Source organism: Nocardioides koreensis (assembly GCF_039531775.1).
In the GTDB taxonomy this organism is placed as follows: Bacteria; Actinomycetota; Actinomycetes; order Propionibacteriales; family Nocardioidaceae; genus Nocardioides; species Nocardioides koreensis.
On sequence record NZ_BAAAQR010000012.1, the window covers coordinates 45,638 to 60,072 of the forward strand.

The following is a 14,435-nucleotide window of genomic DNA, read 5'->3' on the forward strand; positions in this document are numbered from 1 at the left end:
CGTGGGTGGTACGGCATCAGGGACTCGAACCCCGAACCCGCTGATTAAGAGTCAGCTGCTCTGCCAATTGAGCTAATGCCGCGTGCGGTGAAGCGAGTGGAACTCTAGCAGCGGCGGGGCTCCGGAGAAAAATCGGGCAGGGTCAGCGAGCGGCGAGGACCGCCTGCGCCGCGTTGTGGCCGCCGATGCCGGAGACCGCGCCGCCACGACGCGATCCCGAGCCGCAGAGCAGCACCGAGGGCGCGTCGGTCTGGACGCCCCACTGCTGGGCCGGCGTCTCCAGGCGCGCCCGGTTGGAGGCCCACGGCCAGTCCAGCTCGCCGTGGTAGATGTGCCCGCCGGGCATCGCCAGGTCCCTCTCGACGTCCTGCGGGATCTTGGCCTCGAGGCAGGGGTTCCCGTTCGCGTCCCGGGCGAGGCAGCTCTCGATCGGCTCCACGAGGTGCTCGTCGATCGACGCGAGCGCGGCGGCCACTGCCTGCGCCTTGGTGCGCTCGGGGTCCTCGGCGAAGAGCGAGGCCGGGGTGTGCAGCCCGAAGTAGGTCAGCGTGTGGGTGCCCTCGGGGGAGTCGCCCAGGATCGAGGGGTCGGTCAGCGAGTGGCAGTAGACCTCGCCGGGCAGCCTCGTGGGCACCCGCCCGGCGGCCGCGTCGGCGTACGCCGCCTCGAGCGCGCTGTAGTCCTCCGCGAGATGGAGGGTCCCCGCGAACGCGACGGCCGGGTCGGCGCCCGACTTCAGCTGCGGCAGCCGGTCCAGCAGGAGGTTGATCTTCAGCTGGGAGCCCTCGGGCTTGCCGTCGGGGTCCTCGCCGTCGCCGAGCAGGATCCGCAGCACCCACGGCGCGACGTTCGCGAGCGCGTGCCGCCCGGTGACCGTGTGCGACCGGCCGCCGTCGTGCCAGGTCACCTCCGCCCCGTCGCCGGTGTCCCGCACGGCGCTCACGCCGGCCGAGGTGACGATCTCGGCGCCCGCCTTCGCGGCGGCCCGGGCCAGCGCGTCCGTGACGGCACCCATGCCGCCGACCGGGACCCGCCACTCGCCCGTCCCGTTGCCGATGAGGTGGTAGAGGAAGGCGCGGTTCTGCACGAGGGAGGGGTCGTGCACCGAGGCGAAGGTGCCGATCAGCCCGTCGGTGGCCACCACGCCGCGGACGGTGTCGTCGCTGAACCGCTGCTCGATCGTCGCACCGAGCGGCTGGGTGACCAGGTCGCGCCAGATGCCGGGGTCGACCTGGTCGCGGATCGTGCGCTCGGTCGGCAGCGGGGAGAGCAGCGTGGGTGCCACCACGTGGGCCAGCTCGGCGACGTCGGCGTAGAACTCGCGCCAGGCGTCGTACTCCGCGTCGCCGCCGGTCAGCTCGGCGAACGAGCGCCGGGTGGCGTCACCCTCGGGTCGCTCCACCAGCAGCCCGGTCGGCTTGCCGTCGCGGACGACCGGTGCGTACGACGCCGTCGTCCGTGACGCGAGCCGGACGTCGAGGTCGAGCTCCTCGATGAGCTGGGTCGGCATCATCGAGACCAGGTAGGAGTAGCGCGACAGGCGTGCGGACCGCCCCGGGAACGCCTCGGCCGAGACGGCCGCGCCGCCGGTGTGGTCGAGGCGCTCGAGGACGAGCACCGAGAGGCCCGCGCGGGCGAGGTAGGTCGCGGCGACGAGTCCGTTGTGCCCGCCGCCGACGACCACCACGTCGTACTGCTTCTTCGCCGAAGTCACCGAGCCAACCTAGCCGCCCCCGCGACCCACGGGGCAACTCGTCGGACCGGCGTTGCTCCCGATCGTGTCCGACCCCACTGCCGGAATATCCAATCTTCAACTACCGTTGGGGGAGGTGCCGAGAAACACCCCCCCAGGAGGTGGGCCCGATGCCCGCGATCACCGTTCCCGACCTGACCGTGCTGGACCGGGTCCGCCGCCCCGGCCTGGGCGACCAGCCCCGGCCCGTCTGGCAGGTCACCACCGCGCCCCAGGGCTTCGAGGGCGAGGGGTTCCCGGTGCGGCGCGCGTTCGCCGGCATCGACCTCGCCCACCTCGACCCGTTCGTGATGATGGACCAGATGGGCGAGGTGGAGTACGCCCCCGGCGAGCCCAAGGGCACGCCCTGGCACCCGCACCGCGGCTTCGAGACCGTCACCTACATCATCGACGGCGTCTTCGACCACCAGGACAGCCACGGGGGCGGCGGAACCATCACCAACGGCGACACCCAGTGGATGACGGCGGGTTCCGGCCTGCTCCACATCGAGGCCCCGCCGGAGTGGCTGGTGCAGCAGGGTGGCCTGTTCCACGGGATCCAGCTCTGGGTGAACCTGCCCCGCGACGCCAAGATGAACGACCCGCAGTACCAGGACCTGCGCTCCGGCGAGGTCGCGCTGCTCACGTCGTACGACGCGGGGTCGCTGGTGCGGGTCATCGCCGGCTCCGTGGACGGCCACGCCGGACCGGGATCGACGTACACCCCCATGTCGCTGGTGCACGCGACCCTCGAGCCGGGTGCCCGCCTGGAGCTGCCGTGGGACGTCGACTTCAACGCGCTGGTCTACGTGCTCAACGGCCACGGCACCGTCGGTGACGGGACGCCGGTGCACACCGGCCAGGCCGCCGTGTTCGGGGCGGGGGACTACCTCACCGTGACTGCGGACGGCAGTCAGGAGAGCCGGTCGCCCCGGCTCGACGTGATCGTGGTCGGCGGCAGGCCGATCCGCGAGCCGCTCGCGTGGGCGGGCCCGTTCGTGATGAACAGCAAGGCCGAGGTGCTGCAGGCCTACGAGGACTTCCAGAAGGGCGTCTTCGGCCACATCCCGGGCTGACCCGCAGGTCACGACCCATCTCGTCGCAGACGAGACAGGCCCCTCCGGGTGACCGGAGGGGCCTGTTCTTCACGTGGGGTGAGTAACGGGACTTGAACCCGCGACATCCGCGACCACAACGCGGCGCTCTACCAGCTGAGCTATACCCACCAAGGCAGATCCCGGCAGTGCCGGGACCGGGGATGAGTGTACTAGTCCTGCCGGGATTTCCCGGAATCGGGCTCTGCCCCGGTCAGGCCGGTCAGCGAACCGCCGTGCCGGCCCGCGATCTCGCGGGCCGCGACGGTCTCGGGTCCGGGGGAGGGCACGAAGACCGCCTCGCGGTAGTAGCGCAGCTCCTCGATGCTCTCCTGGATGTCGGCGAGCGCCCGGTGGTTGCCACGCTTGGCCGGCGCCTGGAAGTAGGCGCGGGGGAACCATCGCCGCGCCAGCTCCTTGATCGAGGAGACGTCGACGATCCGGTAGTGCAGGAACGCCTCGAGCTCCGGCATGTCCCGGGCCAGGAACGCCCGGTCGGTCGCCACGGTGTTGCCGGCCAGCGGCGGACGGCTGTTGTCGGGGCAGTGCTCCTGGATGTACGCCAGCACCCGCTCCTCGGCCTCGGCCATGGTGATGCCGTGGTCCAGCTCGGCGAGGAGCCCGGAGGTCTCGTGCATGGAGCGCACGAAGTCGTTCATCTGCTCCAGCGCCTCGGCGGGGGGCTTGACGACGAGGTCGATGCCGTGCCCGAGCACGTTCAGGTCGAAGTCGGTGACCAGCGCGGCAACTTCGATCAGCGCGTCCGCCTTCAGGTCGAGGCCGGTCATCTCACAGTCGATCCAGACGAGTCTTTCGTTCACGAGGGCACCCTACTGCGCCACGCCGGGCCACTCTCAGCCGCGATTAAGTCCCCTTGTCTAGGGTCGGTGACGTGAAGGAGTGGTTCGGCGTCGTTGCCCGCCTGGTCACCGGTGTCGTGTGGATCGTCGCCGGCGCCATCAAGCTGCCCGACCCGGCCACCAGCGTGCAGGCCGTCCGGGCCTACCAGTTGCTGCCGTCGGCGATCGTGCCCACGGTGGGCCAGCTGCTGCCGATCGTCGAGATCGTCGTCGGCCTGACGCTGGTCCTCGGCCTGCTGACCCGCGGGGCCGCCGTCGTCTCCAGCGTGCTCTACCTCGCGTTCATCGTGGGGATCATCTCGGTCTGGGCGCGCGGGATCACGATCGACTGCGGGTGCTTCGGCGGGGGCGGCTTCGACCCGGACGCCGCCTCCCAGTACCCGTGGGAGATCGCGCGGGACGTCGGGCTGCTGCTCCTCTCCCTCTACCTGGTGTGGGTCGGCCGGACCCGCCTCGCCGTGGACAACCTGATCTTCCGAGCCACCACCACCCCCGCCCCCGAAGGACGCTGAGCATGTCGAAGCAGTCGGCCCGAGAGACCCGCGCCGAGCGCGCCGCCGCGGCGCTGGAGGTGCAGCGGCGCCAGGAGCGGCGCCGGGCGACGCTGATGATCGGCGGCGTCGTCCTGGTCATCCTCGCGATCGTGGTCGGGGGCTTCCTCATCAACCGGGCACGGGACACCAGCACCGACGTCGCCGCACCCGCCGCGGGCAGCGGCGACTACGGCGTGGCCATCGGCGACAAGAGCGCGCCGCACACGGTGGTGATCTACGAGGACTTCCTCTGCCCCTACTGCGGCGAGCTGGAGAAGGCGACCCACAGCGAGCTCGCCACGCTCGCCGACGAGGGCAAGGTGTACGTCGAGTACCGCCCGTTCAACCTGCTGCAGACCGACTACTCGGCGAACGCCGCGGCGGCCTTCAAGGTCGTCCTCGACGCCTCCGGTCCCGACGTCGCGAAGAAGTTCCACGACCTCCTCTACGAGAACCAGCCGGAGGAGGCCGGCCCGTACCCGGACACCGGCTGGCTGGTGGACAAGGCCGTCGAGGCGGGCGCCGAGGAGGGGCAGGTCAGCGACGACATCACGCAGGGGACCGGCAAGGCCTGGGTCGAGGACGCCAGCGCGGCGGCCAGTGACGCCGGCGTACGCGGCACCCCGACGATCCTGCTCGACGGGAAGGTCTTCCAGGACGGCCGCACCGTCGACGACCTCGCGAACAACCTCCTCGCGCAGCTGCAGTAGCCGGGCGCCGGCACGGCCTAGGCTCACGCCATGCAGGTCGAGCGGGTCCAGCGCTGGGTGATGTCCGCGCTGCTGCTCACCGTCGCGACGATCTTCGCCGGCGGGCTCTCGGTGCTGGCCGGGTCCGTCGACCGCGCCGGGGCCGAGCCCGGGCTGCTGGGCATCGCCGGCGTGGTCGGGTTGATGGCCATGGCAGGGGTGCGGATCATCAACGAGAAGCCGGTGCTCTCGCCGTGGCTGCTGCTCGGCCTGCTGCCCGCCGCCGTCGGTTCGTACTTCCTCCTCGTGCGCTGACATCATCGACCGGGTGAGCACCCAGCATCCCCTCGCCGCGTTCGTCGCCGGCCTGCCCAAGGCCGAGCTCCACGTCCACCACGTCGGCTCCGCCTCGGCCCGCATCGTCAGCGAGCTGGCCGCCCGTCACCCCGGCACCGTCCCCAGCGACCTCGACGAGCTGAAGCGCTTCTACGAGTTCCGCGACTTCGCCCACTTCGTGGAGGTCTACCTCGCGGTGGTCGACCTGATCCGCACCCCCGAGGACATCCGCTACCTCACCTACGAGGTGGCCCGCGAGATGGTCACCGGCCAGAACCTCCGCTACGCCGAGCTGACCTGCACGCCGTACACCTCCGTCCGGCCGCACGAGGACGGCAAGGGCATGCCGATCGAGGCCTACAGCGAGGCCATCGAGGACGCCCGGCTGGCGGCCGAGCGGGACTTCGGGCTGGTGCTGCGGTGGATCTACGACATCCCCGGCGAGGCCGGGCTCCCCGCCGCGGACAAGACCCTCGAGTACGCCCTGGAGCACCCGACCGACGGGCTGATCGGCTTCGGGCTCGGTGGCCCCGAGATCGGCGTCCCGCGCCCGCAGTTCCAGCCGCACTTCGAGGCGGCGCGGGCGGCGGGGCTGCGCAGCCTCCCGCACGCGGGCGAGACCACCGGCCCGCAGACGGTGTGGGACGCGCTGAACCTGCTCGGCGCCGAGCGCATCGGCCACGGCACCTCCTCGGCGCAGGACCCGGAGCTGCTGGCCCACCTCGCCGAGCGCGGCATCCCGCTCGAGGTGTGCCCCTCGTCCAACATCGCCACCCGTGCGGTGGAGACCCTGGCCGAGCACCCGATCCGGGCCTTCCGGGACGCCGGGGTGACGGTCACGATCAACTCCGACGACCCGCCGATGTTCGGCACCGACCTGAACCGGGAGTACGAGATCGCGGCGGACCTGCTGGACCTCGACGAGGCCGGGCTCGCCGAGCTGGCGCGCGCGGCGGTGCGGGCGTCGTACGCCGGCGACGAGGTGCAGGCGCGGATCCTCGCGGAGATCGACGAGTACGTCGCGGACTGAGCCGGGGCCGGAAATGGCATCGGCCGCGCCAACTCATACTTGGCGCGGCCGACCCTGTTCTACCCACCCGGGCACCGGGTTCAACCATCCGCGCCGGTGTTGCCCTCGTCACGCCAGGTCGTCGAGGTCGTCGAGGTAGTCCGCGAAACCGCCGGAGAGGCGGCCGCGGCGCCGGGCGGACGTCGTGACCGCGGTGGTGGTCGTGGCGAGCCACGGGAAGCCCGCGCACCGCACCGCCTCCACGAGGAGCGCGTCCTCGTGCAGCGGCACGGCGGGGAAGCCGCCCACCCGCAGGCACGCGTCGAGCGAGAGGCCGAGGTTCGCCCCGTGCACGTGGGGGTGGCCCTCGTGCAGGCGGTGGCGGTCGTGCCAGGCCCGCCACAGGCGGGGCTCCAGGCCGCGCCTCTCGGGGCGGACCGACCCGACGACCATCGCGAAGCCCTCGGTGGCCAGGTCGAGCTGGCGGGTCAGCCAGTGCTCCGGCACGACCGTGTCGGCGTCGGTGTTCGCCAGCCACACCCGCTGCTGGTGGACCCCGGCGCTGAGCTCGGTGACCCGGTGCACGCCCGCGCGGCGGGCGTGGCCGACACAGTCGGCGACGACCTCCACCACATCGGCCCCGGCCCGCGCGGCGACCCCGACGGTGTCGTCGGAGCAGTGGTCGGCGACCACGGTCACCCGGATGAGCAGCTCCGGCCGGGCCCGCCGCAGCGCCTCCCCGGCCCGGCGTACGGAGTCCAGGCACGCCGGCAGCAGGTCCTCCTCGTCGTGGGCGGGCACCAGCACGTGGACGAGCTGGTACGCCGCGGACGACGTCGTCACGTGGAGGGCTCGGGCCACTGGGCCGCGGGGCAGAGCACCGAGATCTCCACGTCCCGGTCCTCGTAGTGCGCCATCTCCGGGGGCAGCGGGCTGTCCCGGAAGCGCTCGTGCACGTCGGGACCGTCGAGCACCCAGCCCTCGACCCGGTGCCGCCAGTGGCAGAGCAGCACGGTGCCGCCGGGCTCCAGCGAGTCGCTGATCCGGGCGATCAACCGGTCCAGGCTGCCGGGACTGAGGAAGTAGCCGGTCTCCGAGACGACGACGAGGTCGAAGCGGCCCGCGGGCCAGTCTCCGGGCACGTCGCACTCCTCGACCCGGACGTCGGGGGTGTCGGCCAGGCGGGCCCGGGCCTCGGCGACCGCGGCCGGGCTCCGGTCCACCGCCACCAGCTCGTCGCAGCGCGCGGCGAGCTGCTCGGCCAGCGCGCCGCGCGAGCAGCCGATCTCCAGCGCGCGCCGGAACCGGGGTCTCGGCAGCGCGGCCAGGGTGAGGTGGCGCTTGCGCTCCTCGTACCAGCGCACGTCGACGCCCCACGGGTCCGCCTCCGCGCGGTGCAGCTCGTCCAGCGCGTCGTCGGCGGGGGCCGCTTCGGTGACGAAGTGCTCCACCGGGGCGTTGAAGTGGGCCAGGACCCTGCCGGGGAGCAGCACCCCGTCCTCGGGCAGGGACGACAGCGGCTGCACCTGGGTGGCGTGCGCGTGGATGGCCAACCATTTGCGCTGGGTCACCTGGGGGGAGAGGTCCAGCCGGCGCATCTGGGGCCAAGGGGCGTCGTCGGGCCGGTCCTTGTGCCACATCCAGACGGGGTACTCCGCCAGCCGGGCGCCGGTCCGCAGCGCCGCCGCGGCGGCCGCCCGGCCGGCGGCCTCGTGGTCGGGGTGGCCGTCGTGGCGCCACGGGGCGGCCAGCAGCGTGCTCCGGCCGTCGCCGATCAGGTCGACCAGGCTCGTGGTCACCTCGGCCTCGACGTCGGACACGCCGCCGTCGCCGGCGCCGAGGAAGACCAGCGGCGCCTCGGGGGCCAGGATCCCGAGGGCACGCTCGGCCTCGGCCAGCCGCCGGGTCGCCAGCGCGTGCCGGGCCAGGGTGGGGGACTCCGGGTGGGACGCCTCGCCGGCGGTGAGGAGCACGACGTACACCGCGAGGCCGGAGGCCGCGGCCGTGGCGATCAGGCCGCCGGCGCCGAGGCTCTCGTCGTCGGGGTGGGCGGCCACCACGACCAGCCGCGAGCACGGGACCTCGCCGTTGACCAGGTGGAGCTCCGGCACGGCTCCCCAGCGCGGGTGCCGGCGCCAGGAGTCGGCGTCGGTCCCGGCGCCGTCGTGGGTGAACGAGGCGGTCACCAGGGTGGCCCGTCCGTGGGGACGGCGGCGAGCACCCGCTCACCGAGGGCGGCGCCGTCCCGCTCGGCGTGGTGCTGTCGGACGTAGAGGCGCAGGTCAGCGACCCGGGCGGCGTGCTCGGGCTCGAGCGCGAGCGGGCCCGGGCCGAGCGCGTGGTCGGCTGCGGTGAGCACCCGCTCCACCGCGTCGGCCACGACCTGCCGCACGCGCAGGGCGAGGAGGGCGCCCCGGTCGCCGGCGGCGTCGCCGTCGTCGACGCGGCGCGCGGCGTCGGCGAGCACCGCTCGGGCGCCGGTGAGCGCGGCGTCCACGGTGCCCACGTGCAGGTGGGCCACCTGGTCGGGGGCCCGGTCACCCGGCTGTCGCAGGAGGCGGCGGGCGACGCCCACCGCGCCGCCGTACCAGACCGCGGCCACGCCCATGCCGCCCCACGCGAAGCCGTCGCGGCGCAGGTACCAGCCGGGCTCCCCGACGGGCTGCGCCGGCACGGCGTCGAAGCGGACCGGCCCGGAGCGGATGTCGCGCAGCCCGCGGGCGTGCCAGGTTCCGTCGAGGGGGTGTACGCCGTCGCGGCCGAGGTCGACCGCGAAGAGGCCGCGGGTGCCGTCGTCGACCCACGCCGTCACCAGGGCGTGGCTGAGGTCCCCGCCGAGCGAGCACCAGGGCTTGGTGCCGTCGAGCAGCCAGGCGTCACCCGACCGGACGGCCTCGAGCCGGACCCCGGGGCCCTCGGCGGCGAAGACGCCCCAGCAGGTGTCCTCCGGCGGGGACGGTGCCCCGGACTCGGCGAGGATCGCGCGGGCATCGACGTGCGGCTCCATGGCCCGCGCAACGGAGAGGTCGCTCGCAGCGACCGTCGCCAGGGCCTCCCACAGCTCGGTGGTGGATCCCCGCCCCGGCAGCGGCAGCTGGTTGCCCCAGCTCCGCGCGAGCTCGATCCCGGCGTGGGGCAGGTCGGAGGCCGCTTCGCGTGCCGCCTCGGCCACGAGGGCCAGGGACGCGGCGACCAGGCCCGACTCCCGCCGGAGCGTCACGGGCCAGGTCTGTTCGTCGGGCACGGAGGTCCTCACTGTCGGGTCGCCGACCCGCTCCGGGTGGCATGACACCGTAGGAGATCAGGGCAACCCGTCGCCTCCTCCGCCCGGGTGAAATAGTGTGATGTCATGGCCCCCGACCACAACACCCCGATCCGGCTCGCGATCGTCAACGACTACGAGATGGTGGTCGCAGGCGTCGCCGCGATGCTGGCTCCGCACCACGAACGCGTCACCGTGGTGGAGCTCGACTCCGGTCTGCCGGTCGTGAGCAACGTCGACGTCATCCTCTACGACACCTTCGGGCAGGTGCAGGGCGACGGAGTCGACCTGCAGGACCTGGTCCGCGACAGCGGTGCCAAGGTCGTGATCTTCAGCTGGAACCTCCAGCCCGATCTCGTCGAGCGCGCGATCGAGCACGGTGCGGCCGGCTACCTCTCCAAGGGGGTCGGGGCCGACGAGATCGTCGAGGCGCTCGAGCAGGTGCAGGCCGGGAAGGTCGTCGTACCCGCCGAGCACGAGCCGGTCGACCGCGGCGCGGGGGTGTGGCCGGGGCGCGAGTTCGGCCTGACCGAGCGCGAGGCCGAGGTGCTGGCGCTGATCACCCAGGGCCTGAGCAACCAGGAGATCGCGGAGCGCAGCTACCTCAGCATCAACTCGGTGAAGACCTACATCCGGACGGCGTACCGCAAGATCGGTGCCACCCGCCGGTCGCAGGCAGTGGTGTGGGGGATGAAGCACGGCTTCGAGCCGGACCGGCTCCGCGTCGTGGAGACCGCCTGCACCGACCAGTAGGTTGCGCGCGATGAGTCGGCCACCGGTCCTCCTGGCACTGGTGGTCGCCGCGATGCTCGCCGCGTGTGCGTCGCCGTCGGGGAACGCGGGTGGAGCACCCTCGAGCGAGCCACGACGAGGCGGTGCTGCGAAGGGCGTGCCCGAACGCTTCACGATCGTCCCCGACGACTACCACGTCCCGTACGCCGGGACCGCGGCGGACGGTCGCAAGTTCTTCCTCAGCGAGGAGCTGTTCAGCTTCGGGACCGCGCCGGACGCAGGTACGGCGTACGTCGGGCTCTTCCTGTGGAGGGCCGACGGCACCTTCGACGAGATCCGGGTCGACGAGGTCCCGCGACCCGACGGGCTGCCCCCGGGGCAGGCCGGCCCGGCCGGCGCGGACGACCTCGTCGCCGAGCGGCTGGCCGAGCTGGGCGACTACGTCCTCGAGCCCATCGAGGTCGAGCCCTTCACCGAGAAGGTGGACGGCGTGACCTTCGGCTGGAAGGTCGGTCGGTACGACGACGGCTCCTACTACATCAACATCGAGCCGGGTGACTTCATCGCCTACTACGAGCCGTGGGACGGGCTGGACTACGACACGTAGGAGGACCCGGCGCCCCCGGCAGGACTCGAACCTGCGACCTAGAGATTAGAAGGCTCTTGCTCTATCCAGCTGAGCTACAGGGGCGGGGGATCGGAGACGCCGTCCGGACTGACACGGGGATGACCCCCGTGTAGTTCACCCGGCCGATGTCCGACCCGCGGGACAGTATGCCTCAGTCTGTCCGGTCACCTCCCGATGTGCGGCTTCCACAGGGCGCGACCTCGTCCGGGACCCGCGACCACCTCGAACATCTGTTCGACGATGCGGCATCATAGGAGTCATGGCGGGCGGGATGAACAAGCGAGGCACGTACGGCTCGATGGCCGACCGGGTCGCTCGCTCCAGCCAGCCCGAGGCCGCGGAGGCCGCCGAGGCGGTCGCGGCCGTCCCGGTCAAGCACTGCTGGGTCACCGGTGCCGAAGGCAGGGTCCCGGGTCTGCTGCTCGAGTGGCGCAAGCGCCCCGACGGCTGGCACGCCCGTGTCGTACGACCGGTCCGGGATCACGCCGGCGACTGGGTCGTCGTCGAGGAGTGGCTGCCGGCCGGGCTCCTCGATCCGCTCGGTTGAGCCGCGGGACAGGGTGTCGGTGGGCACCGTCGCGCGATGACGTGGACGGGAGACGGGCCGGCTGTGTGCCCGCCAGGGCCGGAACGAGACGTGCATCACGGTCTCGGCCGAGGCCGCACCGTCGGCTCCCCAACTTGGTAGACGACGCGGTCTTCGAGCGGTCGCTTTCCCGTACCGTCCCGGGGCGTGACCGACAAGACCCCTCGATCGCACAACCACCGCCGAGCCAGGTCGCGGGGCCGGTTCCGAGCCCTGGTCCTGGTCGTACCGACCGCTGCCGCGGTGGCCGTCGCCGGCGTGGCGCTCGGGCTGCCGGGACCCGGCCTGGACACCCCCTTCGAGTCCGCGGGCGGACCGACGCGCCACGACGTCCCGACAGCCGTCCAGCCGCACGACCGGCCCGCGGCCGCCCCGTCGGCGCTGCCGCCGGCTCAACCGAGGCGCTCCGGGCCGACCCTGAGCACGGCGCCCCGGCCGGTCACCAGCTCGGCCACGGAGGTGGGCGAGCCCGGCCGCACCCGCACCCCTGAGGCCCAGGCCGGCCCGAGCACCGTGAGCAGGGTGGTCCCAGCGGCCGCGGTGAGCCAGACCGCCACGAAGGCGCGAGTCCGGCAGAAGAGCTCACCGGCGCGCAAGGCCGCATCGGACGGGAAGGCGGCGACGTTCCGGGTCGCGTCGTTCAACACCCTCGGCGCCTCGCACACGGGGCCGCGCAGCCAGCGGCCCCGATTCGCCACCGGCGCCACCCGCACCCCGTGGGCGGTGCAGCTCCTCGACGACGCCGACATCACCGTTGCCGGCCTGCAGGAGTTCCAGCCGCCGCAGATCCAGGTGTTCAACCGGGTCGCCAACGGCTGGCGGGCCTGGCCGGGACTGGGCACCCGCGCCGGCGTCAACTCCATCGCCTGGCGCACCAGCACCTGGCATCGCGTGGAGACCCACACCCTGGACATCCCCTACTTCGGTGGCCGACCCGTGCCGATGCCGTACGTGCTGCTGCGGCACGTCGCCACCGGCCAGCTGGTGTGGTTCGCGAACTTCCACAACCCCGCCGATGCCCACGGCCCCGCGCAGCGTTGGCGCAACGAGGCAGTACGCCGCGAGGTCGCCCTGGTCAACCGCCTGCACGCCAACGGCACCCCGGTCGTGGTGACCGGCGACTTCAACGACCGCGACGCGTTCTTCTGTCCCTTCGCCCGCGGCGCCGGCGTCGCCTCCGCCGACGGCAGCCGGCTGACGAGCACCGGCTGCCGGCTCGCCCCGCGGCCCGGGGTCGACTGGATCGTCGGAACCCGCGACACCGACTTCGCCGACTTCCACCGCCTCCGCAGGAACCTGGTCGCACGCACGTCGGACCATCCCCTGGTGTGGGCCCGGGCCACCGTGCACTGACCTCCGACCGGGCCTCGCTCTCCGTCCCAGTCCACCGCCGCTGACGCGGGCCCGGCCCCTGGGACGTTCGCCCCTACATCCCGCGTTGCCCGGCAAGACAGCATCGAGAGCCTGTACGCCGACCCGTCCGCAGCGGTGGGCCTCCGGGGTCCCGGCGCGCCGGTGGCAGAGAGGCGACGTCATCACGCGGAGGGAGCCGGCCCATGGCTGTCGAGGCAGGTCCGAGGTCGAGCGCCCTGGGCGGGGTGCTCGTGCCACTCGCGCTGGCGCAGTTCATCTGCAGCTTCGCGGGCTCGAACATGAACGTCATGATCAACGACATCAGCGAGGACCTGGACACGACCGTCCAGGGCGTGCAGCTGGCGATCACGATCTTCCTGCTGGTGATGGCGGCACTGATGATCCCGGGCGGCAAGCTGACCGACAAGTACGGCCGGAAGCGGTGCTTCGAGGTCGGACTCGTCGTGTACGCCGTGGGCGCGCTGATGAGTGCCGCGGCGCCGGGCCTGGGGGTCCTGATCCTGGGCAACTCGATCCTCGAGGGTGTCGGGACCGCGCTCCTGATCCCACCGGTCTACATCCTCGCGACGATGATGTTCACCGGCGTCACCTCGCGGGCTCGTGCCTTCGGCGCCATCAACGCGGCCGGAGGCATCGGCGCCGCCGCGGGTCCGCTGATCGGTGGGTTGATCACGACGGCGATCAGCTGGCGGGCCTCCTTCGTCTTCCAGGCCCTGGTGATCGGGCTGATCGTGCTCCTGGGCCGCCGGATCGAGGACCCGGCGCCGGCGGATCCCTCGCGCCCCTTCGACACCGGCGGGGCGGTCCTGTCCGCCGTCGGCCTGATCCTGCTCGTCTCCGGCATCCTGGCGGCCGACAACAACATCTGGTTGATGCTCGCGTTGATGGTCGCCGGGGGCCTCGTCCTGACCTGGTTCCTCCTGTCCATGCGCGCCAAGGAGCGCCAGGGCACGGAGGCGTTGCTGTCGCTGAGCCTCTTCCGGAACCGTGCGTCCAACATCGGGATGGTCACCCAGAACGTCCAGTGGCTGATCCTGATGGGGGCGTCGTTCACCGTGTCCGCGTTCCTGCAGGTCGTGCGCGGCTACAACGCCATCGACACCGGCATCATCTTCACGGCGGCCACGATCGGCCTGCTGACCTCGTCGCTGGCCGCCGCGCGGCTCGCCAGGCGTCGCGCCCAGCGCACCCTCATCGTGGCGGGCTTCGCCATCACGGTCGCCGGCATCGCGGTGCTGCTCGCCATGGTGATCGGGAACCCGAACGCCTGGGCGTTCGCGCCGGGACTCTTCCTGATCGGGCTGGGGGTGGGAGCCATGCTGACCCCCTCGGTCAACGTGGTGCAGTCGAGCTTCGACGAGGCGCAGCAGGGCGAGATCTCCGGCCTGTCGCGCAGCGTGTCCAACCTCGGGTCCTCGCTCGGTACGGCGGTCGCCGGCACCATCCTCGTCGCCGGCATCACGGCGACGCCCGACCGCTCGTACGGGCTCGCCATGGTCGTCCTCGGCGTGATCGGGCTCGGGGGCCTGGCAGCGGCTGCGTTCCTCCCGAAGACCCCGCCGCCGACCGAGGCGGCGACGTCCGGGTAAGGCCGTCCGGG

At 72.6% G+C, this 14,435-nt stretch carries 15 protein-coding genes and 3 tRNA genes; 10 read left to right on the forward strand and 8 right to left on the reverse strand.

The window, feature by feature from the left end; genetic code table 11:
- Window positions 1-6: 6 nt before the first annotated feature.
- Window positions 7-82, reverse strand: a tRNA-Lys gene (locus tag ABD268_RS17545).
- A 60-nt stretch (window positions 83-142) separates the two neighbouring features.
- Window positions 143-1,714, reverse strand: a complete 1,572-nt coding sequence (locus tag ABD268_RS17550) for a phytoene desaturase family protein (protein WP_344155242.1) — start codon at window positions 1,712-1,714, stop codon at window positions 143-145.
- A gap of 149 nt (window positions 1,715-1,863) precedes the next feature.
- Here ABD268_RS17550 and ABD268_RS17555 point away from each other — a divergent pair, with 149 nt between their 5' ends.
- Complete coding sequence (locus ABD268_RS17555; RefSeq protein WP_344155245.1) at window positions 1,864-2,808, forward strand: pirin family protein; 945 nt, start codon at window positions 1,864-1,866, stop codon at window positions 2,806-2,808.
- Between the two features lie 74 nt (window positions 2,809-2,882).
- On the opposite strand, the gene ABD268_RS17560 is transcribed toward ABD268_RS17555, so the two are convergent.
- Both ABD268_RS17560 and orn read right to left on the reverse strand, forming a co-directional pair.
- Window positions 2,883-2,958 (reverse strand) — tRNA-His (locus tag ABD268_RS17560).
- A gap of 41 nt (window positions 2,959-2,999) precedes the next feature.
- Window positions 3,000-3,647, reverse strand: coding sequence for an oligoribonuclease (orn, locus tag ABD268_RS17565; RefSeq protein ID WP_344155248.1), 648 nt, complete (start codon window positions 3,645-3,647; stop codon window positions 3,000-3,002).
- 71 nt (window positions 3,648-3,718) lie between these two features.
- Here orn and ABD268_RS17570 point away from each other — a divergent pair, with 71 nt between their 5' ends.
- From ABD268_RS17570 to ABD268_RS17585, 4 genes are read left to right on the forward strand one after another with little or no spacing between them, the layout of a single operon-like run.
- Window positions 3,719-4,198, forward strand: coding sequence for a MauE/DoxX family redox-associated membrane protein (locus tag ABD268_RS17570; protein WP_344155251.1), 480 nt, complete (start codon window positions 3,719-3,721; stop codon window positions 4,196-4,198).
- 2 nt (window positions 4,199-4,200) lie between these two features.
- A complete protein-coding gene (locus ABD268_RS17575; RefSeq protein ID WP_344155254.1) occupies window positions 4,201-4,929 on the forward strand; it encodes a DsbA family protein in 729 nt (242 codons plus the stop codon).
- Window positions 4,930-4,959: 30 nt separating this feature from the next.
- Entirely contained in the window at window positions 4,960-5,223 is a 264-nt protein-coding gene (locus ABD268_RS17580) for a hypothetical protein (protein WP_344155258.1), read from the forward strand.
- Window positions 5,224-5,236: 13 nt separating this feature from the next.
- Window positions 5,237-6,274, forward strand: coding sequence for an adenosine deaminase (locus ABD268_RS17585; protein WP_344155261.1), 1,038 nt, complete (start codon window positions 5,237-5,239; stop codon window positions 6,272-6,274).
- Window positions 6,275-6,382: 108 nt separating this feature from the next.
- Here the strand turns inward: ABD268_RS17585 and ABD268_RS17590 are convergent, their stop codons facing one another.
- Genes ABD268_RS17590 through ABD268_RS17600 form a run of 3 tightly spaced genes read right to left on the reverse strand, consistent with a single transcriptional unit; the run spans window position 6,383 to window position 9,497 of the window.
- Window positions 6,383-7,096, reverse strand: a complete 714-nt coding sequence (locus tag ABD268_RS17590; RefSeq protein WP_344155264.1) for a glycosyltransferase family 2 protein — start codon at window positions 7,094-7,096, stop codon at window positions 6,383-6,385.
- Window positions 7,093-8,439: a PIG-L family deacetylase gene (locus ABD268_RS17595; RefSeq protein ID WP_344155267.1), complete on the reverse strand. Its 1,347-nt coding sequence runs from the start codon at window positions 8,437-8,439 to the stop codon at window positions 7,093-7,095. The genes ABD268_RS17590 and ABD268_RS17595 overlap by 4 nt, the downstream gene beginning before the upstream one ends.
- The gene (locus tag ABD268_RS17600) at window positions 8,436-9,497 is read right to left on the reverse strand and encodes an acyl-CoA dehydrogenase (RefSeq protein WP_344155270.1); all 1,062 of its coding nucleotides are present in this window, start codon (window positions 9,495-9,497) and stop codon (window positions 8,436-8,438) included. Before ABD268_RS17600 ends, ABD268_RS17595 begins: the two co-directional genes overlap by 4 nt.
- A gap of 105 nt (window positions 9,498-9,602) precedes the next feature.
- On the opposite strand from ABD268_RS17600, the gene ABD268_RS17605 reads away from it, so the two are divergent.
- Entirely contained in the window at window positions 9,603-10,268 is a 666-nt protein-coding gene (locus ABD268_RS17605; RefSeq protein ID WP_344155273.1) for a LuxR C-terminal-related transcriptional regulator, read from the forward strand.
- 10 nt (window positions 10,269-10,278) lie between these two features.
- Window positions 10,279-10,854 (forward strand): hypothetical protein, encoded by a 576-nt coding sequence (locus ABD268_RS17610; RefSeq protein ID WP_344155276.1) that lies wholly within the window; start codon window positions 10,279-10,281, stop codon window positions 10,852-10,854.
- 10 nt (window positions 10,855-10,864) lie between these two features.
- Here ABD268_RS17610 and ABD268_RS17615 read toward each other — a convergent pair.
- Window positions 10,865-10,938 (reverse strand) — tRNA-Arg (locus tag ABD268_RS17615).
- Window positions 10,939-11,146: 208 nt separating this feature from the next.
- Between ABD268_RS17615 and ABD268_RS17620 the strand changes: the two genes are divergently transcribed.
- The 3 genes from ABD268_RS17620 to ABD268_RS17630 all read left to right on the forward strand — a co-directional run bounded on the left by ABD268_RS17620 (window position 11,147) and on the right by ABD268_RS17630 (window position 14,424).
- Window positions 11,147-11,422 carry a hypothetical protein gene (locus tag ABD268_RS17620; protein WP_344155279.1) on the forward strand — a complete coding sequence of 92 codons (276 nt, stop codon included), beginning with the start codon at window positions 11,147-11,149 and terminating at the stop codon, window positions 11,420-11,422.
- A 186-nt stretch (window positions 11,423-11,608) separates the two neighbouring features.
- A complete protein-coding gene (locus ABD268_RS17625) occupies window positions 11,609-12,814 on the forward strand; it encodes an endonuclease/exonuclease/phosphatase family protein (RefSeq protein WP_344155282.1) in 1,206 nt (401 codons plus the stop codon).
- A gap of 203 nt (window positions 12,815-13,017) precedes the next feature.
- Window positions 13,018-14,424, forward strand: coding sequence for an MFS transporter (locus ABD268_RS17630; protein WP_344155285.1), 1,407 nt, complete (start codon window positions 13,018-13,020; stop codon window positions 14,422-14,424).
- The last annotated feature ends 11 nt before the right edge of the window (window positions 14,425-14,435 follow it).

Bases quoted from the DNA above. Each gene is read 5' to 3' on its own strand.
- ABD268_RS17605 (WP_344155273.1), top strand. From the start codon at position 9,603: ATGGCCCCCGACCACAACACCCCGATCCGGCTCGCGATCGTCAACGAC.
- ABD268_RS17610 (WP_344155276.1), top strand. From the start codon at position 10,279: ATGAGTCGGCCACCGGTCCTCCTGGCACTGGTGGTCGCCGCGATGCTC.
- ABD268_RS17580 (WP_344155258.1), top strand. From the start codon at position 4,960: ATGCAGGTCGAGCGGGTCCAGCGCTGGGTGATGTCCGCGCTGCTGCTC.
- ABD268_RS17555 (WP_344155245.1), top strand. From the start codon at position 1,864: ATGCCCGCGATCACCGTTCCCGACCTGACCGTGCTGGACCGGGTCCGC.
- ABD268_RS17630 (WP_344155285.1), top strand. From the start codon at position 13,018: ATGGCTGTCGAGGCAGGTCCGAGGTCGAGCGCCCTGGGCGGGGTGCTC.
- ABD268_RS17575 (WP_344155254.1), top strand. From the start codon at position 4,201: ATGTCGAAGCAGTCGGCCCGAGAGACCCGCGCCGAGCGCGCCGCCGCG.
- ABD268_RS17620 (WP_344155279.1), top strand. From the start codon at position 11,147: ATGAACAAGCGAGGCACGTACGGCTCGATGGCCGACCGGGTCGCTCGC.